21 protein-coding genes and 1 other annotated feature are annotated in these 24,700 nt (G+C 64.6%); of the genes, 15 read left to right on the top strand and 6 right to left on the bottom strand.

The window, feature by feature from the left end:
• Nucleotides 1–22 precede the first annotated feature (22 nt).
• On the bottom strand, nucleotides 23–1,108 hold the full coding sequence (gene cysK / locus B5D38_RS18485) for a cysteine synthase A (protein ID WP_078709941.1): 1,086 nt from the start codon (nucleotides 1,106–1,108) through the stop codon (nucleotides 23–25).
• 186 nt (nucleotides 1,109–1,294) lie between these two features.
• Here cysK and B5D38_RS18480 point away from each other — a divergent pair, with 186 nt between their 5' ends.
• Nucleotides 1,295–3,028, top strand: a complete 1,734-nt coding sequence (locus tag B5D38_RS18480) for a tetratricopeptide repeat protein (RefSeq protein ID WP_342587368.1) — start codon at nucleotides 1,295–1,297, stop codon at nucleotides 3,026–3,028.
• Between the two features lie 36 nt (nucleotides 3,029–3,064).
• Nucleotides 3,065–3,256, top strand: coding sequence for a hypothetical protein (locus tag B5D38_RS22790; RefSeq protein ID WP_342587367.1), 192 nt, complete (start codon nucleotides 3,065–3,067; stop codon nucleotides 3,254–3,256).
• 101 nt (nucleotides 3,257–3,357) lie between these two features.
• On the opposite strand, the gene B5D38_RS18475 is transcribed toward B5D38_RS22790, so the two are convergent.
• Entirely contained in the window at nucleotides 3,358–3,600 is a 243-nt protein-coding gene (locus B5D38_RS18475) for a DUF1127 domain-containing protein (protein WP_165690905.1), read from the bottom strand.
• Between the two features lie 398 nt (nucleotides 3,601–3,998).
• Nucleotides 3,999–4,355: a hypothetical protein gene (locus tag B5D38_RS18470; RefSeq protein WP_078709939.1), complete on the bottom strand. Its 357-nt coding sequence runs from the start codon at nucleotides 4,353–4,355 to the stop codon at nucleotides 3,999–4,001.
• A 327-nt stretch (nucleotides 4,356–4,682) separates the two neighbouring features.
• Nucleotides 4,683–4,735: a sequence feature (sul1 is cis-regulatory element that is thought to sense ions involved in sulfur or methionine metabolism; They are found in Alphaproteobacteria), on the top strand.
• A 59-nt stretch (nucleotides 4,736–4,794) separates the two neighbouring features.
• On the opposite strand from B5D38_RS18470, the gene B5D38_RS18465 reads away from it, so the two are divergent.
• Both B5D38_RS18465 and B5D38_RS18460 read left to right on the top strand, forming a co-directional pair.
• Complete coding sequence (locus B5D38_RS18465; RefSeq protein WP_078709938.1) at nucleotides 4,795–6,276, top strand: SulP family inorganic anion transporter; 1,482 nt, start codon at nucleotides 4,795–4,797, stop codon at nucleotides 6,274–6,276.
• A 10-nt stretch (nucleotides 6,277–6,286) separates the two neighbouring features.
• Nucleotides 6,287–7,138 carry a universal stress protein gene (locus B5D38_RS18460; RefSeq protein ID WP_078709937.1) on the top strand — a complete coding sequence of 284 codons (852 nt, stop codon included), beginning with the start codon at nucleotides 6,287–6,289 and terminating at the stop codon, nucleotides 7,136–7,138.
• A gap of 83 nt (nucleotides 7,139–7,221) precedes the next feature.
• Here the strand turns inward: B5D38_RS18460 and B5D38_RS18455 are convergent, their stop codons facing one another.
• Nucleotides 7,222–9,132 (bottom strand): sigma 54-interacting transcriptional regulator, encoded by a 1,911-nt coding sequence (locus tag B5D38_RS18455; RefSeq protein WP_078709936.1) that lies wholly within the window; start codon nucleotides 9,130–9,132, stop codon nucleotides 7,222–7,224.
• A gap of 286 nt (nucleotides 9,133–9,418) precedes the next feature.
• On the opposite strand from B5D38_RS18455, the gene B5D38_RS18450 reads away from it, so the two are divergent.
• The 8 genes from B5D38_RS18450 to B5D38_RS18415 all read left to right on the top strand — a co-directional run bounded on the left by B5D38_RS18450 (nucleotide 9,419) and on the right by B5D38_RS18415 (nucleotide 18,841).
• Complete coding sequence (locus tag B5D38_RS18450; RefSeq protein ID WP_078709935.1) at nucleotides 9,419–10,648, top strand: four-carbon acid sugar kinase family protein; 1,230 nt, start codon at nucleotides 9,419–9,421, stop codon at nucleotides 10,646–10,648.
• Nucleotides 10,648–11,787 carry an iron-containing alcohol dehydrogenase gene (locus tag B5D38_RS18445; RefSeq protein ID WP_078709934.1) on the top strand — a complete coding sequence of 380 codons (1,140 nt, stop codon included), beginning with the start codon at nucleotides 10,648–10,650 and terminating at the stop codon, nucleotides 11,785–11,787. Before B5D38_RS18450 ends, B5D38_RS18445 begins: the two co-directional genes overlap by 1 nt.
• Nucleotides 11,787–12,839 carry a 4-hydroxythreonine-4-phosphate dehydrogenase PdxA gene (pdxA, locus tag B5D38_RS18440; RefSeq protein WP_078709933.1) on the top strand — a complete coding sequence of 351 codons (1,053 nt, stop codon included), beginning with the start codon at nucleotides 11,787–11,789 and terminating at the stop codon, nucleotides 12,837–12,839. The genes B5D38_RS18445 and pdxA overlap by 1 nt, the downstream gene beginning before the upstream one ends.
• On the top strand, nucleotides 12,836–13,720 hold the full coding sequence (locus B5D38_RS18435) for a dihydrodipicolinate synthase family protein (RefSeq protein ID WP_078709932.1): 885 nt from the start codon (nucleotides 12,836–12,838) through the stop codon (nucleotides 13,718–13,720). The genes pdxA and B5D38_RS18435 overlap by 4 nt, the downstream gene beginning before the upstream one ends.
• 57 nt (nucleotides 13,721–13,777) lie before the next feature.
• Nucleotides 13,778–14,773, top strand: a complete 996-nt coding sequence (locus tag B5D38_RS18430) for a TAXI family TRAP transporter solute-binding subunit (protein ID WP_078709931.1) — start codon at nucleotides 13,778–13,780, stop codon at nucleotides 14,771–14,773.
• Nucleotides 14,774–14,891: 118 nt separating this feature from the next.
• Nucleotides 14,892–16,811 (top strand): TRAP transporter permease, encoded by a 1,920-nt coding sequence (locus B5D38_RS18425; RefSeq protein WP_078709930.1) that lies wholly within the window; start codon nucleotides 14,892–14,894, stop codon nucleotides 16,809–16,811.
• Nucleotides 16,812–16,908: 97 nt separating this feature from the next.
• Nucleotides 16,909–18,102: a sialidase family protein gene (locus tag B5D38_RS18420; protein WP_078709929.1), complete on the top strand. Its 1,194-nt coding sequence runs from the start codon at nucleotides 16,909–16,911 to the stop codon at nucleotides 18,100–18,102.
• Between the two features lie 58 nt (nucleotides 18,103–18,160).
• Nucleotides 18,161–18,841, top strand: a complete 681-nt coding sequence (locus B5D38_RS18415; protein ID WP_078709927.1) for an SDR family NAD(P)-dependent oxidoreductase — start codon at nucleotides 18,161–18,163, stop codon at nucleotides 18,839–18,841.
• Nucleotides 18,842–18,892: 51 nt separating this feature from the next.
• Here the strand turns inward: B5D38_RS18415 and B5D38_RS22260 are convergent, their stop codons facing one another.
• Nucleotides 18,893–19,045 (bottom strand): hypothetical protein, encoded by a 153-nt coding sequence (locus tag B5D38_RS22260; RefSeq protein WP_165690904.1) that lies wholly within the window; start codon nucleotides 19,043–19,045, stop codon nucleotides 18,893–18,895.
• A gap of 390 nt (nucleotides 19,046–19,435) precedes the next feature.
• Between B5D38_RS22260 and catB the strand changes: the two genes are divergently transcribed.
• Both catB and B5D38_RS18405 read left to right on the top strand, forming a co-directional pair.
• Nucleotides 19,436–20,074, top strand: coding sequence for a type B chloramphenicol O-acetyltransferase (gene catB / locus B5D38_RS18410; RefSeq protein ID WP_078709925.1), 639 nt, complete (start codon nucleotides 19,436–19,438; stop codon nucleotides 20,072–20,074).
• A 307-nt stretch (nucleotides 20,075–20,381) separates the two neighbouring features.
• Complete coding sequence (locus B5D38_RS18405; RefSeq protein ID WP_078709924.1) at nucleotides 20,382–21,842, top strand: HEPN domain-containing protein; 1,461 nt, start codon at nucleotides 20,382–20,384, stop codon at nucleotides 21,840–21,842.
• Nucleotides 21,843–22,381: 539 nt separating this feature from the next.
• Here B5D38_RS18405 and B5D38_RS18400 read toward each other — a convergent pair.
• The gene (locus B5D38_RS18400; RefSeq protein WP_078709922.1) at nucleotides 22,382–23,278 is read right to left on the bottom strand and encodes a LysR family transcriptional regulator; all 897 of its coding nucleotides are present in this window, start codon (nucleotides 23,276–23,278) and stop codon (nucleotides 22,382–22,384) included.
• 101 nt (nucleotides 23,279–23,379) lie between these two features.
• On the opposite strand from B5D38_RS18400, the gene B5D38_RS18395 reads away from it, so the two are divergent.
• The gene (locus tag B5D38_RS18395) at nucleotides 23,380–24,486 is read left to right on the top strand and encodes an aldo/keto reductase (RefSeq protein WP_078709921.1); all 1,107 of its coding nucleotides are present in this window, start codon (nucleotides 23,380–23,382) and stop codon (nucleotides 24,484–24,486) included.
• Nucleotides 24,487–24,700: the final 214 nt, after the last annotated feature.

The following is a 24,700-nucleotide window of genomic DNA, read 5'->3' as shown; positions in this document are numbered from 1 at the left end:
CTTGTGCGAGAAGTTCGACGGCTTATTCAGCGGTCATCTGGAATCCGGGGGTTGATCGCGACAGCGCCAGCTCATCCGGGTCCATGTCGGCTTCGATGCCCTCGAACAGCGGCGTCGAGAGGTATCGTTCGCCGGTGTCCGGCAGCATGCACAGGATCACCGATCCGGCCGGCGCCCGTTCGGCGATGTGGCGCGCCGCTGCGAAGGTGGCGCCCCCGGAAATGCCGGTGAAGATGCCCTCCTTTTGCGCAAGCTCCCTGGCCCAGGCGACTCCGTCCGCCCCGGAAACCGGCACCACTTCGTCGTAATAGTGCTGGTCGATTGTCTCCTGGAGCACGTTCGGAACGAAATCCGGCGTCCAGCCCTGGATCGGGTGCGGCTCGAAGGCGGCGTGGCTCTCGGTCGGGGCGCCGTCCGCCGCACGCGCCTGAGCCCTGCCGCTGCCGATCAGTTGCGCGTTCGCGGGTTCCGCGAGGACGATCCTCGTGTCCGGCCTCTCCCGCCGCAGCACGCGCGCTACGCCCGTCACCGTGCCGCCGGTGCCATATCCGGTGACGAACCAGTCGAGTCGGGCGCCTGCGAAATCGTTGACGATCTCGCGGCCAGTCGTCGCTTCGTGGATGTCGGCGTTGGCTTCGCTTTCGAACTGGCGCTCTAGGAACCAGCCGTTCGCCTCGGCCAGTTCGACCGCCTTCCGGTACATCCCAAACCCCTTTGCGGCTCGCGGCGTCAGGACGACCTTGGCGCCCAGCATGCGCATCAGCTTGCGCCGTTCGACGGAAAAACTGTCTGCCATGGTGACGACCAGCGGGTAGCCCTTCTGGGCGCAGACCATCGCCAGGCCGATTCCGGTGTTGCCGCTGGTTGCCTCGACGATCGTCTGCCCCGGCCTTAGGGCGCCGCTGCGCTCGGCTGCTTCGATGATACCGATTGCCAGGCGGTCCTTGACGGATGCCGCGGGGTTGAAAGCCTCGAGCTTGGCGAAGAGCGTGACGTGGTCCACGCCGATATTGTTGATCCTTACCACCGGAGTATCGCCGATCGTCTCAAGAACACTCTCAAACAAGCGCCTACGGCCTGTCGTCATGCGTGTGTTCGTTGCAAGCATGCTTGATCTCCACATCTTGATATTGACTCAAAAAGCGTATTGATAAGCCCAGCGATCTTCTTGGCTGCATTCGGTTTGACAGTCATGGATCACCGACGCTGAACAAGCGTGGGATGAAGCGTGGAGAAACGCGTGGAATCCGCATCAAACCTTCAAAATGAGAACGCGTCGAATTTGGCGATAGCCATGCTCGGCCCTTTGACGCTGTCGCGGGACGGGGCGCCCTTGAGCCTGCCGCGCTCGCGCAAAGTGTGTGCTCTGCTGGCCTATCTGGCCCTGGCGCCCCATCCGGTCGGACGCAGTCGTCTCTGCGAGTTGCTGTGGGAGATCCCGAACGACCCCCGTGGCGAGTTGCGTTGGTGCCTAAGCAAGTTGAGAGCAGTCCTGGATGCGCCTGGATCGCGACGCGTCGTGGCGGCCGACGATCGCGTCTGCCTCGATCTTGCAGGATGTGCTGTCGATGCGCTGGACGTTTCCGCAGCGATGGAGACCGGCCTCGACGCGCTCGACCTTGTCCGGTTGAACGCCCTGGCTGACCAATTCCGCGGGGATTTCATGGAGGGATTGGAGGTCGACCATAGCCCGCATTTTGAAAGCTGGCTGGCGGCGCAACGGCGCCGCTTCACGAGTTGGCATGCAGCTATTCTGGAGCACGGGGCGGCAAGGCTGGCGGTCGGGGGCGGAGACCCTCTGCCATTGCTGGAAAGGTGGACCGAGATCGAACCGCTCGACGAACGTGCGCATGTCGCGCTGTTCCGAGCCCTTGCAGTGCGCGGCAGGCTCACCGACGGCGACAAGCACCTCGCCTCGACAAGCCGGGCCTTCGAGGCCGAAGACCTGGACACCCGTCCACTCCGCGAGGCGTGGCAGAGAATCCGCGAACAGCCGCAGCCGGCCTCGCGGATCATGATATCCGAGCGGGAGGTTCCGTCCCTCGCCGGGATACATTCAGCAGAAGGACGCAATCTTTCCCGGCGCGCCGCGCTGGCCGTCATGCCCTTCAGAAGCGAGGGGGATGGGCGCGGCGGCGTCGCCCACGGTTTGACGCACGACATCATCACCCGTCTTGCCAAGCTGCGGAGCCTGTTCGTGATCGCGCGCGGTTCCACATTCGCGCTGTCCGAGCGTGGCGTTCAGCCCGACGAGGCCGGTCGTCTGCTGAATGTCGAGTACGTCGCGGGCGGCGAAATACAAACCCTCGGCAATGAGCTGATCGTTGCCGTCGAACTGTCGGAGGCCGCCACCGCGAGAATTGTCTGGGCCGAGGATTTTCGGTTTCCCGCCAAGGAGGCCTTCGCAGCGTCGGGAGACATCGCTGACAGAATCGTTTCCTTGATTGTCCATGAGATCGAGGCAGCGGAGAGGAACCGCGCGATCCTCAAGGCGCCGAATTCGCTCAATGCGTGGGAGGCCTATCACCGCAGCCTCTGGCATATGTACCGCTTCACCAAGAGCGACAACGACGAGGCGCAGCATTTCTTTGCCATGGCGATCGAACTCGATCCGACCTTCGCGCGGGCCTATGTGGGATTGTCGTTCACGCATTGGCAGAATGCCTTCCAACACTGGGGCGATCGCGGCCGAGAGCGGGATCTGGCTTTCGAGGCTGCGGGCCGCGGTCTGATCGCGGACGACCATGATCCGGCTGCTCACTGGGCGATGGGACGGGCCCTTTGGATGCGCGGCCGCGAGCCCGAGGCAATGACGGAGCTGAGGCAGGCGGTCGACCTCAGCCCGAATTTTGCGCTCGGCCATTACTGTCTGGCCTTTGTTCACGCGCAGTCCGGCGATCCGGCGGCCGCCATCAGCTCAGCCGATCAGTCGCGTTTGCTCAGCCCGTTCGATCCGCTCCTGTTCGGCATGCTGGGATCGAGAGCGCTGGCGCATGTGCGACTCGGGCAATTCGCCGAGGCGGCTTAGTGGGCCCTTCAGGCGGCGGGGCGGCCCAACGCGCACGTGGTCATCCTGGCGATCGCGGCTCACTGTCTCGCGCTCGCCGGGCGCGTTGAAGAAGGGCGAGCATTAGCCGCCGTCATCCGCGCGACGCTGCCCAACTACCGCGTCGATGATTTCCTCGCCACCTTCCGGTTTGCCGAGGATGCCGCCGCACTGTTCCGGCGTGCAGCGAGAGAGATCGGGCTGGCCTGAGCCTGCGTCCGCTCCGATTTCGGACATCGACAAAAAGGGGCTTCGACGCGACGGCGCCGAAACCCCTTGGCATTATGCGAGCGATCAGCTTTCCAGTGCGGCTACCCGTCCGCGGACCGCGAAATGCCCTTCGACACGGCAATGTCGATCTCCGACCGCGAAAGTCCGAGGTCGCGAAGAAGGTAGTCTGGCAATTCGTGAAGAGCGCGGCGGCCTCGCCGATTGGTCTCCGCGCGGATCAGCCGGTTCATGAGGCGCGACACGGCTGCGAACCACGCGCCGGCAAGAGGTGTCGACCACTGCGCTGGCATGTTGGGCTTGGCGTAGCTTTCCAGGGATTCCATAACGATATCCTTTCCTTGACAGGCCTTGCGGCCCGAGCCAGGAAGCCTCGCCATTCACCGTTGCACTGGCCGTGGGAAGGTCGACAACCGGCGCGTGGAATCGATCGTTATTCGCGATTTTTACGCGGCGCGATCCGCTGAAAACGAGTTTCGGCATTGAGCTGAGGGGGCGCCGGCTCGACCGACTCCCGCCCTAGGCCGCCGTGAGGCTGGCCGATCCCACCATATTTCACGGCGTTCGTAGAAAGCTCGCGCAGTGCAACGGCTCGCCCTCTTTTCCTTGGATTGGAAAGAGCGCGAAATGCCGGCTCACCTCCAGGCGCTCCGCTCCACCAAATCGATAGCATCGATACCATTTCATGCTCGATCAGACGGCGGTTGCATCGCTGCGGCCCTGCTCAGTCTTCGGGCTGCTCACCCTTCACCTCGCGCGTGACCGCGTCGAGCAGTTCGGGAACGACGGTCTTAGCCGCGCAGGAGCGGTCGGCGCGCACCGCCTGTTGCTGGAGATCGTCGCGAGAAACCGGACAGACGACGCCTGCGAGGCGGGAATCGATATCGATGGTCAGCGGCACCTCGGCAATGCCGATGTCCAGTTCCGAGGCAAGCTTTGTCTTGACGCCCCAGTCGCCGAGGGACACGCGAACGAGACGGGGCGCCTCGCTCTCAGGATCAACAGGGGCTGTCGCCTCCTGGGCGATGGCGGAACCCGTTCCAGCCCAGGCCAGGGCGGCAATCGCTATCGGTAATCTCATTCCACGTCCTGTTCAGCGGATAGCCCCATCGCCCCGCATCCCTCGGCCAAATCGAGGTCGGCGGCATCCTCCGATGGTCTACGCCCGCGGCATCGTCCAGTTGCGAACATCGCCGATATCGGCGCCGACGGAGACAATTCAAGGCTGCTCAAACCTTCAGGTGAAGAACGCCCGCTGGCACGCGGGTACCGGGCGACGCCGCCGCATTGATCTGCGCGGGCTGTCGATTTGGGCCGCCTTGCCGCCGCCGGTGACATCGATGACGCGACGGGCGCTGCGACAATCGGTCTTGCTCTCGCATCGGCGAAATGGCATCACGGCGCCACGCAAGGACCCATTCAGTTGGGTGGCTACGCCGGGCGCCGATCCCCCGGCCAACTCCAGACCGCCTCGTCCCGTTTCAGGTGACGATCCGATTCCCGCGCAATCAAAGACACCGATGAACCTTGAAACGCTCCGCCAAGAGTGGTTCGGGAACGTGCGCAGAGACCTCCTCGCGGGGCTCATCGTCGCGCTCGCGCTCATTCCCGAAGCCATCGCCTTTTCCATCATTGCAGGCGTAGACCCGAAGTTCGGGCTCTATGCTTCTTTCTCCATCGCCGTGCTCGTCTCCATCACGGGCGGCCGCCCCGGCATGATTTCCGCCGCGACCGCGGCCACCGCCGTGCTGATGGTTACGCTGGTGCGAGATCATGGCATTCAGTACTTGCTTGCCGCGACCGTTCTCGCGGGCCTGATCCAGATCGCGCTCGGGCTCCTGAAGCTCGGCAACGCCATGCAGTTCGTCTCGCGCTCGGTGATCACGGGGTTCGTCAACGCGCTGGCGATCCTCATCTTCATGGCGCAGGTGCCCGAACTCGTGGGCGTGCCGTGGATGACCTACGTCATGGTCGCAGCAGGGCTGGCGATCATCTACCTGTTTCCGCGGATCACCACGGCCGTCCCCTCCCCGCTGATCGCGATCGTAGTGCTGACGGCGATCTCGCTGTTCTTCGGCATGGACCTCCGCGTGGTCGGCGACATGGGCGAGCTGCCCTCGACGCTGCCCTTCTTCCTGATCCCGGACATCCCGTTGAACGTCGAGACATTATTGATCATCCTGCCCTACTCGGCCGGGGTCGCGGTGGTGGGACTGCTCGAATCGCTGATGACGGCGCAAATCGTCGACGACCTCACCGACACCGGATCGAACAAGAACCGCGAGTGCGTCGGCCAGGGCATCGCCAACACCGTCACCGGCTTTCTCGGCGGCATGGCGGGCTGCGCGATGATCGGCCAGTCCATGATCAACGTGAAGTCCGGCGGCCGCGGCAGACTGTCGACCTTCAGCGCCGGCATCTTCCTTCTGTTCCTGATTGTCGTCCTCGGCGATTGGGTCGCGGTGATCCCGATGGCGGCTCTGGTGGCCATCATGATCATGGTCTCGATCGGCACCTTCTCGTGGACATCGATCAGGAACCTGCGCGAGCACCCCCGCCGATCCTCGGCCGTGATGCTGGCGACCGTGATCACCGTGGTCTGGACGCACAACCTCGCCATCGGTGTGTTCATCGGCGTAATGCTCTCCGGCGTGTTCTTCGCCTGGAAGGTGGCGCAGATCTTCCGGGTCTCGTCCGAGCTTTCGCCGGACGGCCGTATCCGCACCTATCGGGTTGAAGGGCAGATCTTCTTCGCCTCCACGGAGCGCTTCGCCTCGGCCTTCGATTTCAAGGAGGCGATCGAGACCATCGTCATCGACGTCAGCACCGCGCACATCTGGGACCTGTCCGGCGTTGCCGCGCTGGACCGGGTCGTGCTGAAATTCCGGCGCGAGGGTGCCGAGGTGGAGATCCAGGGCCTCAACGAAGCGAGCGCGACGCTGGTCGATAAGCTGGCCATTCATGACAAGCCGGACGCGCTCGACCAGCTTTCGGCGCACTGAGGAGGAAACAATGACCAAGATCCTGGCCTGCGTGGACGGTTCGATCTACGCCCAGAGCGTCTGCGACCATGCCGCCTGGGCTGCCGGAAAGATCGGGGTTCCCGTGGAAGTCATCCACGCGATCGGACGGGAGGAGACCTCCAGCCGTCCGTTCGATCTCAGCGGCAGTCTGGAGTTCGGCGCGCGCGAGGCGCTGCTCGCCGAACTCGCGGAACTCGATGCCCAAAAAGCGAAGGTCGCCACCAGACGAGCGCATCTTGTCACCGAACAGGCGGTCGCGCGCATTCAAGAAGCAGGAATATCGGCGACGAGCCGAATACGGCGCGGCGATCTTGCCGAAACCATCCGGGAGGCCGAAGCAGATGCTCGCCTTGTCGTCATCGGCAAGCGCGGCGAGGCTGCCGACTTCGCCACCGGCCATCTCGGCTCCAATCTCGAGCGGGTCATCCGAAGCCTGTCGAAGCCGGTCCTTGTCGCCGCGCGGGCCTTCCAGCCGCTCCAACGATTCATGGTCGCCTTCGACGGCGGTCGAAGCTCGCCGCAGATCGTCGAGCGATTGGTCGCGAGCCCGCTTCTGCGAGACGTACCCTGCGAACTCTTCATGGTGGGCGAACCGAGCGGCGATGCGGGCGAGCGGCTCCATGCGGCACAGAATCAGCTTCAGGGCGCCGGTTACGACGTCACGGTGGCAACCGCCAAGGGCGACGCCGATGAGGTCATTACAGAGCAGGTGAAGCGCGACGAGATCGGACTGCTGGTCATGGGCGCCTACGGACATTCGCGCGTGCGCAACCTGATCGTCGGCAGCACCACGACCCGGCTGATTCAATCCTGCGCCATTCCGGTCCTGGTGATCCGGTGAGCGGCGGCGCGGCCACCGCGCCTGCTTCAAAGCCTAGAGCAATTCCAGCAAAAGCGTGAAGCGGTTTTGCGACCGGAAATGCTCTAGGTCGCGCCGAGCTTGCGGCGCACGGTGCCACGATCGACCGCCAGCCGCTTGGCGGCGCGGCTGACATTGCCGCCTTCGGCATCGAGCACAGCGGCAACGATCCGGCGCTCGATCTCCTCCAGGCTTCCTGAGAGCAAGGGTGGAGGGACTACGGCCGTGACGGCTTCCATCCCGGCGGAGTCGGGCAGAAGATCGATCGGCGGCCGTTCTCCCGGCCGCCGCAGCGTCGCCGCCCAGACCGCAAACCGCTCGGCGAAATTCTGGAGTTCGCGGACGTTTCCCGGCCAAGCATGAGCTTCCAGCTCATCCAGCAGAGCCGGCGTGAGGGCATCCATGGACGGAAGCCCGTCCTTCTCGTGGCGCGCGAGCATCGTCTTCAGCAGCAGCGGCACATCGCCATGGCGTTGCCGCAACGGAGGGATGTGAAGCGCCAGCACGTTGAGACGATAATAGACGTCGCGGCGGAACCGACCGCGCCCCACCTCCTCGGCGAGCGGCACGTTGGAGGCGGCAATCACGCGCATGCTGACGGGTGTGATCTTCGACCCGCCGACGCGCATCACCTCCTTTTCCTGAAGGACGCGCAAGAGACGCGCCTGCATGGAAAGGTCGAGCTCGTTGATTTCATCGAGGAAGATTGTGCCCTGGTGGGCGAGCTCGAACAGGCCGGGCTTGCCGCCGCGCACCGCGCCGGTGAAGGCACCCTCGACGTAGCCGAAGAGCTCGCTCTCGATCAGCGTCGGCGGAATGGCGCCGCAGTTGACGGCGACGAACGGTCCTTGCGCGCGCGGGCTGGCGTTGTGCAGGCTCTGGGCGAACATCTCCTTGCCGGTCCCGGTTTCGCCGTACAGCACGATCGCGCTTTCTGTGCGGGCGTAGGAGCGCGCGCGGCGAATGCACTCCTGCATCTCGGCGCTGCAGTGCACGATGTCCTCGAAGGTCGCCCGGCTGCGCCGCACGCGCTCGGTGATCTGGCGACGGACGTTGCGATCGAGCGAGCGGATACGGGTGATGTCTCGGATGACGATGACACACCCGGTCGTCACGGTGGGAGCAGCCGCCAGCGGGTGGATGGAGACGAACCAGTTCGAACCGCCGATCTCCACGAGACGATCGACCAGTGCCTGCGAGCCGGAAAGCACGAGACGCGCGAGCCCGGCCACTTCGGCGCCCAGATCGTCCAGCGTCATCGGGTCCGGCTTGCGGAAGCCGGCGCGCTCCAGCATGGCGATCTGCGAGTAGATGACCGTGCCGGCACCGTCGATCAAAACGGCACCCTCGTCGATGGCGCGCAGAAGCGTTTCCAGCTGTTCGGTCTGGATCACGTGCTGGCGAATGTTCTGAAAGATCGTGGTGGCCTTCTCGATCGCCTCCCGCACCGCCTCGTAGCCGGTCTCGATCAACCGGACCTTCAGGTCGTACTCGCGGGCGACGCGCACCGAAACGGTGTCTCCGACGACACTGCCGATCCCCTCCACCTTGATCTCCTCGATCACCCGGCGAAGCTCCGGCTCGCTGCCGATCTCGAAAAAGCGCGTCGGGATGCCGAGCAGCGTGGAGATGGGACGGACGATCCTGATGAAGTCACCAAACCCAACCACCGCGATCGGCTCGCTGGCGCCAATCAGATCAAGGGTGGAACGCAGGAAATCGTAGGTCGAGATGCGGATGTCGACGACGGGAACATCGAAGGCCTGCTCGATCAGACGGGCCGTGCCACCGCGACTGATCAGGACGCGCGCCCCGGCCGCCAAAGCTCGCCGCGCCGCCTCCACGCCGTCGTGAAGGTCGCCAAGAAGAATGTCGATCGGCACCGCGCATTCGCGTTGAACCTCCTCGGCGATGCCCTGCAGCGATGGGTAGGGCGCGATCAACACGATGTCGTTGACTTTGGCCGCGTCGCTCATGTCATTCCCTCACCGAACCGATGCAAAATACTACATTATTGCGCATATCGCACCATAGGCAGCACGCACCCATAGAGGAAGAGCGATCGCCGGCGTCGCTGCGCGGGATTTCTCCAGCTTTTTCCAAAGCCCGGCATATTCCTATTTTTATCGATAAAACAAAAGCTTGATCACCTCCTATCCATCGGGATGGGTGTGCGCTCTCCCCGCGCCATGCGGTCCGCGCGCGGTTTGGCATCCCCCTTGCAAAGCTGCGGCTGAGTGGAGGGGAACAAAGCAAATTCCCATGGATAGAAAAGTCATCATCCTCGCCGACGACCTGACCGGCGCGCAGGACACGGCCATCGCCATGCTCAAGCAGGGCATGACCACCCAGGTCTCGTTGTCCGTCGAGCATCTGATCGAGTGCTGGGCGACAAGCGATGCCTGGGCGTTGACGACGGAAAGCCGGTTCCTTGATGCCGGCGAGGCTTTTCGCCGGACCTTCGACAGTTTGACCGCGCTGAATGGCCGCGCCTACGCCCTCTACAAGAAGGTGGATTCGACCCTCCGCGGCAATATCGGCGCCGAGATCGCGGCGGTCCTGGCGGCCACAAACAAGCGGATCGCCCTGGTTGCGCCCGCCCTGCCCCACAGCGGGCGGACCATTGTCGGCGGGATGGCCTTCGTCGATGGCGTGCCGCTAGCCGAAACCGAGTGCGGCCGCGACCCGTTCACGCCGGTTCTTTCGTCGGATGTGCGTGAAATCATCGCCTGCCAGACCAATCTGCCGGTCCGCCTGCTGCCGTTGGACGTCATCCGCGAAGGCGGAGAGCGCCTCGTTGCGGCGGTTCATGAGGCGCAGCAGAGCGCCGAAGTCGCAATCCTCGTCTGCGATGCGGAAACCGATGCGGATCTCGCCGCTCTCGACATCTTCTCCAGCGATCCAAACGTCCTCTATGTCGGCTCCTCCGGCCTCCTCTCGGCGCTGACACCCAGCCCTGCCAACACCATTCCGGCGGCGCCTTTCCTGATGGTGGTGGGGAGCCTCAACAGCGTCTCACAGGCGCAGGCGGATGCCTTCGTCACACGGGCCACTCCACTTGAGATCGTGGTCGACGGTCAGCGCGCCCTCACCGACGCGGCTGGCGCTCTGGCAGCGGCGTCGGCGAGCTTGGCGGAAGCAGGCGACTTAGCATTCCGGCACATTCTTCTGCGCTGCGCGCCGGCTCCGTCAAACGGCATGTCCGCCATCGAGGCCGGGCGGCGCATTGCCGACTGCCTGTCGGCGGCGGCGCTCGAAATCATGACCGTTTCCCCGCAGCGCAACGTCTTCGCGACCGGCGGCGACATGTCGGCCCATCTGCTTGCCGCCGCTGGCGCCAAGGCGGTGCGACTGGCCGGCGAGGCCGAACCGGGCATTCCCTTCGGCTTCATCGTCGGCGGTCGACTCGACGGCACATGCCTGGTCTCCAAGGCCGGAGGCTTCGGCGAACCGGATGCCTTGTCGCGGCTGACCACTAAGGAGAAGTTCTGATGTATTCTGTGCCCTTTCCCGGACGGGTTCATGTCGGAGCGGGTTCGCTCGGGCGGCTGGCGGAATTCGTCGGACCGCGCAAGAGCGTTCTGGCGGTGGTCGACGGCGGGGTCCGCGGAACGGCGGCGATCGAGCAGGCTCTCGATGCGTTGCGTCAACAAGGATCGAACGTCACGCTGTCCGGCGCTGTGCCGCCGGAACCAGCCGACCACGATATCGAACGGCTCGTCGCCGAAGTGCGCACCGCAGGCTGCGACGCGGTCGTCGGAATCGGCGGCGGCAGCGTGCTCGATGCGGCCAAGCTGTTTGCCGCGATGCTGGCGGTTCCCGTGACGGTCGACCAGCTGGTTGCGGGCGCCCCGGTCGAACAGCGGCTTCCCTTGATCCTCGTTCCGACGACCGCCGGAACGGGCTCGGAGGCGACGCCGAACGCCATCGTCGCCCGCCCCCAGGAGAACCTGAAGGTCGGCATTGTGCGGCCCGCCTTGCTGCCGGACCACGTCATCCTCGACGCTGACCTCACCTTGAGCCTGCCGGCCGCTGTCACGGCCGCCACCGGCATCGACGCGCTCTGCCACGTGACGGAATGCTATACGGCCTCGGTCGCCAATCCGCTTAGCGATCTCGTCGCCCTTGAAGGCGCCCGGCTGATCCTGCAGAACATCACCCAGGCCTACGAGCACCCGGACGACAAGGCGGCGCGCGAGGCCATGCTGCTCGGCGCCTTCTACGGCGGTGTCGCCATCGCCGCCTCGGGCACCAACATCGTCCATGCGCTGTCCTACCCGTTGGGCGGCCGCTATCACATCCCACACGGCATCGCCAACGCCGTGCTGATGGTGGCCGGGCTGGAATTCAACGCCACCGCCTGCCAGTCACGGTTCGCCACCTTGGCGCGCCACGCGGGCATCGTCGGGTCGGAAGTTTCCGATGGAGAGGCGGTTCGTCAGTTCTTCGATCATCTGCGCTCGCTGATCCGCCGCCTCAACATCCCGGCGCGGCTTTCCGACCTGAATATTCCCGCCAATGCCATCGATGCCTTGACGGAGGGCGCCTTCGCGGTGAAGCGCCTGCTCAACCAGAACCCCAGGCCCGTGTCTGCGGCCGACATCCGAGCGATCTACGAAAGGCTGATCTGATGGCCACGAGCCGACCGATCATCGCAATCACCATGGGCGATCCCGCCGGCATCGGGCCGGAGATCGCCGCCAAGGCCCTCGCCCACGACAGTCTCCAGGCGACGTCGCGCCCGCTGATCGTCGGAGAGCCGAGCGTCATGCAGGCGGCAATCGACCTTACTGGCGCACCCCTGACCCTCCATCGGATCGACAGCGTCGATGAGGCGCGCTTCGAGGCGGGAACGATGAACGTTCTTGCCGTCGCGGGCGTCGATGCGGCGGCGCTGCGGCGGGGCGAGGTCAGCGCCGCGTGCGGCAAGGCCTCTTACGACTGCATCGTCAAGGCCATCGAACTGGCGAAGGCGGACAACGTCGACGCCACCGTCACGAACCCGATCAACAAGGAAGCGCTGGCCAAGGCCGGGCTGAAGTTCGCTGGTCACACCGAGATCTATGCCCACCACACGGGAACCTCGCGCTACACGATGATGCTGGCGGAAGGAAACTTCCGGGTCGTTCACGTCTCGACGCATGTCTCGCTCAGGGAAGCCTGCGACCGCGTGAAGAAGGCGCGGGTGCGCGAAGTAATCGGCCTCGCCGACGAGGCGTGCCGGTTGATCGGTATCGCCGAGCCCAAAGTGGCGGTCGCGGGCCTCAACCCGCACTGCGGCGAAGGCGGGCTGTTCGGCACAGAGGACATGGAGGAGATCGCGCCGGCGGTGGCCGCGGCGCAGGCGGACGGCATCAAGGTCGACGGGCCGATCCCCGCCGACACCGTGTTTTCGAAGCTTAACGGCGGCATGTACGACATCGTCGTGTGCATGTACCACGACCAGGGGCACATCCCGACCAAGCTTCTCGGCTTCCGCTACGACGCCGCCAAGGGTGCCTGGGACAATGTCTCGGGCGTCAACATCACGCTCGGCCTGCCGATCATCCGAACCTCCGTCGATCACGGCACGGCCTTCGATCTGGCCGGAACCGGCAAGGCGGACTGTCTCAGCCTCATCAACGCCATCGACTACGCCACTCAGCTCGCCAAGGGGCGGCTTTCGCAGGAGCAAGCATCGTGACCAATCTGGGGGGAGTCTTTTGCGCCATCGTGACCCCGTTCCACGAGGATGAAAGCCTCAACCTCGAGGCGCTGACGCGACAGGTGCGCAGGCAAGCCGCCGCCGGCAACAACATCTTCTGTGCCGGCACGAACGGCGAATTCTTCAGCCTGTCCAGCGACGAAAAGCGCGCGGTCGCCGAGGCCTGTGTGGCGGCAGCCGAAGGCCAGGCCAAGGTTCTCGCCCATATTGGAGAGCCCTCGACGCGCGCGACCATCGCGCTCGGCCGAGAAGTGCAGGCAACCGGTGTCTCCGCCGTGTCGGTGGTGACGCCCTTCGTGGTGCCCTGCACGCAGGAGGAGCTTTATACCCACTACGTCGCTGTGGCCGATGCCCTTAGCGTTCCCGTCTACATCTACAACATCCCCAGCCGCACCGGGAATACGGTGGCGCCGGAAACCGCGGCCCGGCTGGGCCGCCACGGCAACATCGCCGGCATCAAGGACAGCGCAGGCTCGGCCGAGAGCCTGGACGGCTTTCTTGCCGTGCGCAGCTCGACGTTCGGTACGCTGGTCGGGCCGGACAGCCTCATCCTTCATGGCCTCAAAGGGGGAGCAGAGGGCTGCGTCTCCGGCCTCTCCAACATCTGCCCTGACACGGTCCAAGGCATTTTCAAAGCATTCGTGGCTGGCGACCTCGCCGAGGCTGAAATGCTGCAGCAGAGGCTTGGGGCGCTGCGCAAGCAATTGTTCAGCGCCGGGTTCGGGCCGGCTCAAACGAAGCGCGCTCTGCGACACGTCGCGCCGGAGGTCGGCCCCAGCCGCGCGCCCATCTCGATCCTGGAGGAGGTGGACGACACGGTCGCCACCCTCGCCCGCGAGTTCGCCGAACGGCTGAACTGACGGGGCTTATTCATTTCAACCGCGGCCGCTGGCCGCTTTCAAAGTGGAGGAAACACTATGAAAAAAATGCGCATCGCGTTGGCGCTGGCTGCGGCCACCTGCATGAGCACGCTCGCCCCGAACCTGGCTTCGGCCGAAACGGTCAAAATCGCCGCGATGGACCCGGGGGGCAGCTGGTACTCCTACTCGGCGACCTTCTCCAAGGTGATCCAGGACAACACCGATCTCACCGTCGAAGTCATTCCGCGTGGCGGCGGCTTCGCCAATCCGACCTCCGTCAACATGGGCAAGGCCGAGTTTGGCTGGACCACGTCGAACGCAGCGGTCTGGGCGCGCGACGGCTTGGAAAGCATCTACAAGGGCAAGAAGGCCGAGAACATTCGCACCGTCACGAATGGTCTTCAGACGGCTTACACCATCGTTCTGGCGCGAAAGGGCTACATCGAGAGCACGGGCTTCAAGTCCCTCGACGAGATGCTCAAGGCGTCGACGCCGCCCAAGATCGGCATGAAGCCGAACGGCAGCCAGGTTCCCGTGATCGCCGACATGATCTTCCAGTCGCTCGGCACGAGCCTCGACGAACTGCGCGACAAGGGCATCGTAACGCAGGCAACGCCGGGCCAGCTGTCCAGCATGCTCGAGGACGGACGGCTCGACGTCTACATCGACAACGTCCCCGCCGGTCAGGCGACCGTGACGGAAATGACGCTGACCACCGACGTCGACTATATCCCGCTGTCCGACGCGACGATCGCCGCCCTCAACAAGCAGGGCCTGCCCACCCAGGACATGCCCAAGGGCACCTTCCGGGGCCTTGATCAGGATTACAAGACCGCGGTCAGCGACACGGTTTTCCTGGCCAATAAGGACGTTCCGGAAGACACCGTCTACACCGTCCTGAGCACGCTGGTGAAGAACCGCAGCTTCATTGTCGATCAGCACGCGCCGCTGAAGGCCTGGAATCCCGAAGCCTCTTGCAATCAGGAGAATGCGGTCCTGACGCTGCATCCCGGCGCGGTGAAGTTCTGCAAGGAACAGGGCTGGCTGAAGTAGCCAGCTTCTGCCCCTGGAGGTTACTGAACCTCCGGGGGCGGCCGAACCCGTCTTGTGCCCAGCGCGCCTCCGGGCGACGCGCCACGGACCCTTGCCTTTCCGATAAGGGCTTAAGGAAATGTCATACTCGAAGTTTCACTGGGCGTTGCGGGTCGCGCTATCGCTGGCCTATTTCGCCTTTCTGCTGAAGCAGTTCTTTTGGCCCGATCCGCCGCTCATGGCCGCCTCGGTGCATGTCTTCACGGCGATGGCCATCACGGCGCTGGTTCTGCCTTTGAAGGAGGATGGCCCGCTCGGCACGATCCTGACGCGCCTGATCGACGTCGTTATCGTCGCGGCCTGTCTCGTCATCGTCGCCCACTTCTTCGTGGCAACGGAAAGGCTCGAGATGCGCCTCGCCTATATCGACGACGTCTATCTCGTCGATAAGGCAACGTTCATCGTCGGCATGCTGCTGTTGCTGGAGGGCGTCCGCCGCTGCGTCGGCTGGAGCCTCCTTCTGATGATCGTGCTCTTCCTGGCCTATGCCTTCCTGGGCTCCTATCTGCCGGGCGCGCTCGGCTTCAGCGGGTTCAACCTCGCGGAAGTCACCGACATGATCACGATGAACACCGACGGCATCTTCGGCATCACCTCGGCGACCGCCATCAACTTCGTGTTCTACTTCATCATGTTCGGCGCGATCTTTGCGCTGACCGGTGGCGGCCAGCTTTTCATCGACCTCGCGATGATGGCGGCGGGCCGGCTGACCGGCGGAGCGGCGAAGGCCGCGCTGATCGGCAGCGCCCTGTTCGGCACGATCTCCGGGTCGGCGGTGTCGAACGTGGCGGCGGTGGGCGTGCTCACCATCCCGCTGATGCGGCGCTCCGGCTACACCGCCGAGCAGGCGGCAGCGACCGAGGCGATCGGCTCCACCGGCGGTCAGCTCATGCCGCCGGTGATGGGCATCGCCGCCTTTGTCATGGCCGATCTTCTCGGCATTCCCTATACGCGGATTGCCCTTGCCGGCCTGATCCCGGCGGTGGCGTTCTATTTCGCGCTGTTCGTCGTCGTCGACCTCCGGGCCCGCAAGTCCGGCGTCGGGACGGTGAGCGCCGACCTCTTGCAGGTCGTCGCGCCGATCATGCCGCGCCTTCATCTCCTGGCGAGCCCGCTTTTTCTGCTGGCGCTGCTGTTCATGGGCTATTCGGCACCGTTCGCCGCCTTCTACGCGTCGATCGTCGCCTTGCTGGTGCCGCTGATCTTCAAGCGTACGCGCTACAACATCCGCAAGCTCTACGAGATCAGCCTCGACGTCGCCCAGCAGATGGCTTTGCTGTCGATCCCGCTGGCCACGATCGGCGTGATCATGGCAGTGGCGACCCAGTCCAATCTGGCGCTGAAGTTCGTGACGGGCTTGACGTTGCTCGGCGGCGGCCATCTCTACCTGTCTCTGATCCTGATCGTGCTGGGCTGCCTAGTGATGGGCATGGGCCTGCCGACGGTGGCCGCCTATATCATCGGCTCGGTGATGTTCGTGCCGGCTCTTGTCGACATGGGCGTCGACCGCCTCGCGGCCAACTTCTTCGTCATGTACTTCTGCGTGCTGTCGATGGTGACGCCGCCGGTGGCCTTGGCGTCCTTCGCCGCCGCAGGCGTGGCCAAGGCCGACACGATGAAGACGGCGATGCTGGCCACGGGCATCGGGGCGGTGAGCTTCCTCATGCCGTTCGGCTTCGTCAACGATCCGATCCTGCTCTGGTCGGGCCCGGTGCCGGATATCCTGCTGGCCTTCTTCGGCATGCTCTGCGCGACGGTCGCCTGGGCAGTCTTCATTCAGGGTTACCTGCACGTCCATATCTCGTGGATCGAGCGCATCCTGTTCCTGATCGTCTGTGTCGGCATCGTGCTGGTGAAGAGCCTGGAGCCTAGCTGGTTCATGCTTCTGGCGGCCTTCTGGTGCCTCGTCGGCTGGTGCTTCCTGGTCCGCCCCAAGCTGACGGGCCGGCAGGCGCCGGTTGCGGCCGGGGCGCCGCAGCCGACCAGCGGAACCGAATGACCTCGTACCCTCTCGTGCCGCCGCTTGCCCCACCGGCAACGGCGGCACGCCTTCGCGCCGGCTCGATGCATCGCCGGCAGTCGCTCAAGGAGTTTCCATGTCCACGGCTTTTGACGCCAGCACCGACGGTCTCCGACCCGACGGTCGTCTCGTTCAGTACGATGTCGTTTCCGGCGGTTTGCAGACGCTGATTCCCTCGCCCTGCGTCCAGAATCACGCGGCAAACCTAGCCCGGCTACCGGACGGCGACCTCGCCTGCGTCTGGTTCGGCGGCACACAGGAGGGCATCCCGGACATTTCGATCTGGATGTCGCGCCTACCCGCCGGGGCCGATGCCTGGGAGGCTCCGGTCAAACTGTCGGAGGATGCATCGCGCTCGGAGCAGAACCCGGTGCTCTTCAACGCGCCCGACGGCAAGGTCTGGCTGCTGTGGACGGCTCAGATCAATGGCCGCCAGGACACCTCCATCGTTCGGGCGCGCGTCTCGGAAGACAGCGGGCGGAGCTGGGGGCCGATTCACACCCTCATCGACGAGCCGGGAACGTTCATCCGTCAGCCGATCGTCGTGCGCGAGGACGGCACCTGGCTGCTGCCGGTCTTTCTCTGCCACACCGAACCCGGCGTCGCCTGGGTCGGGGATGCAGACACCGCCGCCGTCAAGATTTCGCAGGACCAGGGCCGCAGTTGGCGGCACGTCGACGTGCCGGATAGCCTCGGGGCGGTGCACATGAACATCGTCCCGCTCGGCGGGCAACGCATGGTCGCCTTCTTCCGTTCGCGCTGGGCCGATTTCGTCCGACGCTCCTGGTCCGAGGATGGCGGCGAAAGCTGGAGCCCGACCGAGGACACCGAGCTACCCAACAACAATTCCTCGATCCAGGTCCGACGGCTACCGGACGGGCGTCTCGCGATGGTTCACAACTTCGCAAGCCGGCTCGACGCCATCGAGCGCCGCGTCTCGCTCTACGATGAGATCGAGGACCCGGAGGCTGGGGCTGCAGCGCCGGCCGCGCCCGCTCAGGGCGAAACGGAAGGCCCGCGCGCATTCTGGGGCGCCCCACGCGCGCCGATGACGCTTTCGCTGTCGGCGGACGAGGGCCGCAGCTGGCCGGTCCGCCACGACCTCGAGGAGGGCGACGGCTACTGCATGTCCAACAACTCGAAAGACAGCAAGAACCGGGAACTTTCCTATCCGTCGATCCTGGCAACCGAAGACGGCCGCATCCATGTCGCGTACACCTGGTTCAGGAAGGCCATCAAGTATCTGACCTTCGAGGCGCGTCGTGTCTGACGAAAGGGATGGGCGTCAGGACCAGACGGGAAGACCGACGACGGTGGAAGGACAGACGATGACAGCTCGCAGGGCCCTGGTCACCGGGTGCAGTTCCGGGATCGGCGAGACGATCACGCGCAGATTGCTGGACGACGGCTGGTCGGTCGTCGGCCTGGCGCGCCGCCGACCCGCAATCGAGCACGAGCGCCTCGGCTTCGTTTCCGTCGATCTTCTCGACACGGCAGCCCTGTCGGAGGCGATGTCGGGCATCGAGCCGGTCGACGCGATCGTCCATGCGGCCGGCGTGCTGCGCGTGGGAACGCTCGGTGAGATGGATTGCGACGACGGGCGCCTGATGTGGTCGCTTCACGTCGATGCCGCCGCGCGGCTGGTGCAGCACTTCGCACCGACGCTGCCCGACGGCGGACGGATCATTTTGGTTGGCAGTCGTGTCGCCGCGGGCCTGGCGGGACGAAGCCTCTATGCGGCGAGCAAGGCTGCGCTGGTGGGCATGGCCCGCTCGTGGGCCGCCGAACTCGCGCCGCGCCAGATCACCGTCAACGTGATCGCGCCGGGAGCGACCGACACGCCGATGCTGCGCGACCCTAAGCGGTCAGGATCGGCGCCGCGCATGCCGCCGATGGGCCGCCTGGTCAAGCCGGAGGAAGTCGCGGCTCTTGCCGCATTCCTGTTGTCCGACATGGCCGGCAGCATCACCGGTCAGCAGATCGTGGTCTGCGCCGGAGCTTCGCTATAGAACAAACGGCCGGGCCCAAGCGACTGCCGAGCCGGCCATGGCGAGCAATGGTCAGATAATGTCGTCGAAGAAGAAGCCGCCCTTCAGGCGCTCGGCGACCATCCGGTCCGCCTGCTTCTGCCGCGCCTCGACGAGGCGTGTCAGGATGCCACGGACGTAACCGCGGCTCTTGCTGGCGCCGCGGGAGCCATTGAGGTCGGTCATCGCAGATCTCTCAAGTTGCTACGGCGCAATTGGCTATTCGATGCACCGTTTCCGACATTCAATGTAGAGAGCTCCGCGCTGTCGCGCGCCCTCCACGAACGCATGGCTGCCGTGCAGCTTTCTGTCGCAGCACCCGAGACTGAAGTTCGACCGACCGGGCTTTCTTGGGGAGTCTGAAGGATCGGATGCGGCCCGTCTTGGCATCGCGAGCCGGATGATCCATCATGCCCGGATGAAGGCTGCTCACAGTACCAACCGCATCGCGCTTCCGCGTCTCTGACGCGAGGAGCTTGAGGCAAGCGACCCGAGAGGTCGTCTGCCGGCGTTCACCCGTGCAAGCGCGAGTGAACCGTCGCCGCATACGCGGCTTGCGAACAACTGGTACTCTTCATGCAGAACGTCTTCGAAAGCCCCTTCAGGGGCATCACCCTCGATCGCCTCGTCACCAATCCCAATCTCCGTGTCGGGCGCTACAGCTACTATTCGGGCTATTATCACGGTCACGGCTTCGACGACTGCGCCCGCTACCTTCTGCCGGACGAGGGCGTCGACAAACTGATCATCGGCTCATTCTGCTCGATCGGCTCGGGCGCAGCCTTCATCATGGCCGGCAACCAGGGACACCGGAATGACTGGATCAGCACCTTCCCGTTCTTCTGGATGTCCGAAGTCCCCTTCTTCGACGGAGCGGAGAACGGGTTCCGGCCTGCCGGCGACACGGTGATCGGCAACGATGTGTGGATCGGGTCCGAGGCCATCATCATGCCGGGCATCACGATCGGGGACGGCGCCGTCATTGGCACTCGCGCCCTGGTAAAGAAGGATGTCGAGCCCTACGCCATCGTCGGCGGCAACCCTGCCAAGGTCATCCGCAAGCGGTTCGAGGATGGCGACATCGCGCGGCTGCTCGAACTTCGCTGGTGGAACTGGAGCGACGACGAACTGAAGCGCGCCATGCCGATCCTGACCAGCGGCGACGTCCCGGCCCTCCATCGCCACTGGCGGGCTTTCGTCAAAGCGGAGTCATAGCCGCCGATTAGGGATCAGCATCTGCCCGTTCTCTTCTTTCAGGAGTGGGCGGGCAGATGCAACCTGGGCTGTCCCTCCTCGCCAGGGGTTGGGCCGCTTGCGACCCTTTGTTGTCGTTCCCACGCAGTCGCTTGACGCCCCAAAAGCCGCCGTTCAACAAAATCTTTCCAGGTGGCCGAGTTGGGGCCGGAGGCGGTTCGTCCGGTTCGAGACGCCCATGGTGGAAGAGCGAACCTATCCGCCGGCGCCGCACATTATTATAGGTTGTGTTCCGGCTTGCGCATGATCAACAGAATTCGGAGCGCCCATGACACCCGAGCAGAAGAGGTCGACGACGGAAGCGATTGCGGATCTGCGCACGGTCAGCAGCTCAGGGTCAGAACCGCATGATGCAAACAGTTTTCGCGATATGATGGAAGCTGGCGGGATTGCGAACGGCTTTATCGACTGGGGCACCGGCGACGTGACCGGATACTCGGCCGACGGGCTGGCCTCCATCAATGCCTTAGCAAAATCCTATCGGCCCGAAGGCAGCCAGCGTAGCCATCAGACGAGCAATGCGACGCTGGCTCAGGTGATTGCAGCAGCCGTCGCGACGGCATGGCGGACCCGCCACGACAGAACCCCGGTGGAGGCGGATTTCAACGGTCTCCACGCGACTATCGAGAGTTGGTTCTTTGGGCTGACCCAAAAACGGCTACATGCCGTGCCCTGCGTCCTGGTCGATTACCAAGTGCCGCCCTTCGCTATAGGGCCCGTGCACTTCTACCACGTGACGGATTTTCCGCACGACCAGTTCGGCGTCGCCCGCGAGGAGTTCTGGCCAGAAGCTGCAAATGACGCGCCGCAGCACGAGATCGGCGGTTTGAATTTCGGGTCGCTGATCCAAATGGCCAACGAGCGTTGCGCTGCATGGATGGCGGTAGTCGAGGTTTCCGGACGCGCCGAAAAGGAGTCTATTGCGATCGCCGACATTGCCGTCGATATCGCGCTTGGCGCCTTACAAGTTGCCGCGCCAGGGTTGCATATCGAGAACATCACCCGCGCCACGGCATGCCTCCCCCTCCGGTGGCGGGCAGATGTCTGGGCCCAGAACGATCAGACGCGCCACAGCATCAGCAACCATCAAGTCGCCCGCGGTATTCACCCCGCAACTTTCGCGCATGTCACTGGCACCGAGGTCGCCCAACAGCTTTCAGTGATGGGCGGGAGGCTTGCCGGCTATCTCGGCTCCACTAGCGCGGTGCCGCTCCTCGACGAAGCTTGGTGCAATGCCGTCTATTGGTTCCACGAAGCCATTGCCGAAACTCTTGATACGGTTGCGGTCGTCAAGCTTGAGACAGCGATTGAAGTGCTGTTCAGGGCCGAAGACATGAAGGGCAGCAAAAACCGGATCAAAAGCAGCTTCGAAGCTCTATTTGGACTAAAGGAATCGGATATATTACCGGGCAGCAGCCTCACGGTCGAGAAATTCGTTCTAAACATCACAACAGCCCGATCGCGGGTGGTCCATGGCACTTGGCCGACCATTCATACCGACCTGCCAGGATATCGGAAACAGCAGCCAATTAGTCGAAGCGACCTACAGGCCATAGCAAGCATCCTGCTGATTCATATCGCCCACCACATCGAGGCCTATCTCACAGCCGGAGAGACCAACGACGATACGGACGCCCTGCTGAGTTGGATCAAGACGCAGCCGCAAGCAGCTGCGCCAGCGAGTCCCCAAGCTCCTGCCGCGCCACCTCCTACGGGAGGCGAACTTTAAGCACGAAACGCGACGAACGGATCGGACGCGAGCATGAGTTTGCCGCGCGTCTGCGAGTCATACGTACCGAGATGGCGACCCGATCCCGCTGCAGGCTGTCGAATGGCCCTTCATCGGCGAGTGGCTTCAGCAGAGGGCGGAGGGGCTGTCCGCGTAGTGGCCCGCTGTCAAATTGATGCTTGAATGGTGCGTCGGCTTTACAGCGGGCCGCCGGCCCAACCGAACGGCGGAGACGAGGGCGCATTGCCGCCAACGCTCGTTGACCAGATGGAGGGCAGCTTTCTAGGCGTCGCCATCCGAAACCTGCCGGTCAGGAAGCCACCCGAAGTCGCCCCCCACCCCGGCCAAGGTAGGCGGCATTACCTGCTCTGAAGTCGTCTGGCGTAATCGCTGATACCCTCGCAAACACCGGCCGCGCCGCCTTCTCGGTTCATCGAGGCATCCCAGCGAACAATCGTCAGCGCCCCGGAAGGAATGGTGCGGGTCCGTCCAAGCGGGCGTGATCGAACGTTTGAGGACGTGAGCCTCCGCAAGCGCGCTCACGCTCCGCTGACCCGCAAGGCGTCGATTATGGCGCGCAATGCCGGCGGCGTCTGTCGGCGGCTCGAATGGTAGAGCCGGCATCCGGGGAAGACGGGACAATAGGCGGCCAGAACCTGGACGAGGCGGCCCGCGGCAATGTCGTCGGCAACGGCATGCTCGAGCACATAGCCGAGCCCCGCGCCGGCGCGCACGGCCGCCGCCGCGAGAGGTCCGTCGTTGGTGATCAGCTGGCCGCTGGGACGAACATTGATGTCGCGTCCGCCAAAGGCGAACTCCCAGGGGAGAAGCCCGCCGCTCGTGCGCAGGCGATAATTGATACAGATGTGCCGGCGAAGATCGTCCGGGGTCTCGGGCTTCGGGTGACGGTCGAAATAGTCCGGCGTGCCGACGACGACCGTGCGAAGGTCCGGGCCCACCCTGACCGCGATCATGTCCTTGGCGACCGTCTCGCCGAAGCGGATACCGGCATCGAAGCCGGCCTCGACGATATTGGTCAGGCCGTCGTCGACGTCGATCTCGACGTTGACGTCCGGGTTGGCGAGCAGGAAGGCCGGAAGCTTCGGCTGGAGGACCGTTTCCGCCGCGTAGGAGAAGGTGGTCAGCCGCACCGTGCCGGATGGCGTCTCCCGCCAGTCGGCAAGGCTCGTCAGGCCGTCCTCGATCTCGGCAAGGGCCGGCGTCAGGGAGCGCAGCAGTCGCTCGCCCGCCTCCGTTGGCGAAACGCTTCGCGTGGTGCGCGAGAGCAGGCGCACGCCCAGACGCGCTTCGAGCCCGCGCATGGCATGACTGAGGGCCGAGGCGGACATGCCGAGCCGGGCCGCCGCGCGGGTGAAGCTGCGCTCGCGCGCAATCGCCTCGAATGCCAGAAGATCGTTGAGTTCGGTTCTCTGCATTCATGCACGATGCTCACAAGCCCATGCCAGCCGCAACCGCTAATCACGTCAGGCGGCATCCTCTATCTGTTGATCGAACCCAGTTCGCATGGAGACGATCGATGGATCTCAAAGATTACCGCACGCTTGGCCGTTCGGGCCTCCTGGTCAGCCCCCTGGCGCTCGGCACGATGACGTTCGGCGCCGAGCGCTGGGGCTCGGGACAGGAACAGTCGCGCGCCGTGTTCGACGCCTATGTCGAGGCCGGGGGCAATTTCATCGACACCGCCGATGTCTATTCGGGCGGAATGAGCGAGGAGATGGTCGGCGCATTCGTCCGCGAGAAGAATATGCGCGATCGCCTCGTGATCGCGACCAAGGCCGGGTTCGCCCGCCGTCAGGACGGCAACCCGCACAGCGGCGGCAATGGGGCGAAGGCCATCCGCGCCGGGCTCGAGGGGTCGCTTCGCCGTCTCGGCACCGACCATATCGACATGTACTGGGTTCACGTCTGGGATCGGATCACGCCCGCGGAAGAGGTTCTCCAGACGCTGACCGATGCCGTCAGAGCCGGCAAGATCCTGCACTACGGCTTCTCCAACACGCCGAGCTGGTACGTCGCCAAGATCGCGACCCTGGCTGAGGCGCACGGCCTGCCCGTTCCGATCGGACTTCAGTACCAGTACTCTCTCCTCGATCGCGGCGTCGAACTCGACATCCTGCCCATGGGTGAGGAATTCGACCTCGGCATGGTGCCCTGGAGCCCGCTCGGCGGCGGCATGCTGACGGGCAAGTACGGGCGCGAGATGCTGAGCGAGGCCGGGCGGGCGGCGGGCCTTCCCGACAAGAGAGCGACCGGCGAGGGTAAGGCAAGCGAGAGCAGCGAGCGGCTGAAGGGCGACAACCCGTTCGGCGGCATGCTGTTTACGGAGCGCAACTTCGACGTGGTGGACACGCTCCAGGCTGTCGCGGGCGAGGTCGGTCGCTCGATGGCCGAGGTCGCCCTGGCCTGGGTCGTCACGCGCCGGGGGGTCTCGTCCGTGTTGATCGGCGCGAGCCGCGCCGAGCAGATCGCCCAGAACATCGCCTCGCTGGATATCGCGTTGACGGACGACCAGGAGCAGCGTCTCGACCAGGTGAGCGCGGTGCCCATGCTCAATCCCTACTTCATATTCCAGCTTCCGCCCGCGATGCGCTTCGGCGCCGCCTCGGCGAGTGGCTGGCGGTAGGCCTGGGACAACCTTTCAAGTCGGAGCCACGGCAGCGTCTCTCCCACCTCGCCCGCCCCCCCGCGTGGGGGGCGACGGCCAATCGCGGGGACCATGGGCGATGTGATGCGGTTTCGATCCACGCCCCCGCGCGAGGGGCGACGCGCGCTCTATGACGGCGCGCTTGACCTTGCGCGGGTTTCGATCCACGCCCCCGCGCGAGGGGCGACCCTAT

Source organism: Consotaella salsifontis (genome assembly GCF_900167365.1).
GTDB lineage: Bacteria > Pseudomonadota > Alphaproteobacteria > Rhizobiales > Rhizobiaceae > Consotaella > Consotaella salsifontis.
Note: the sequence above shows the minus strand (reverse complement) of the source record. Positions and strands in the feature narration are given on the sequence as shown.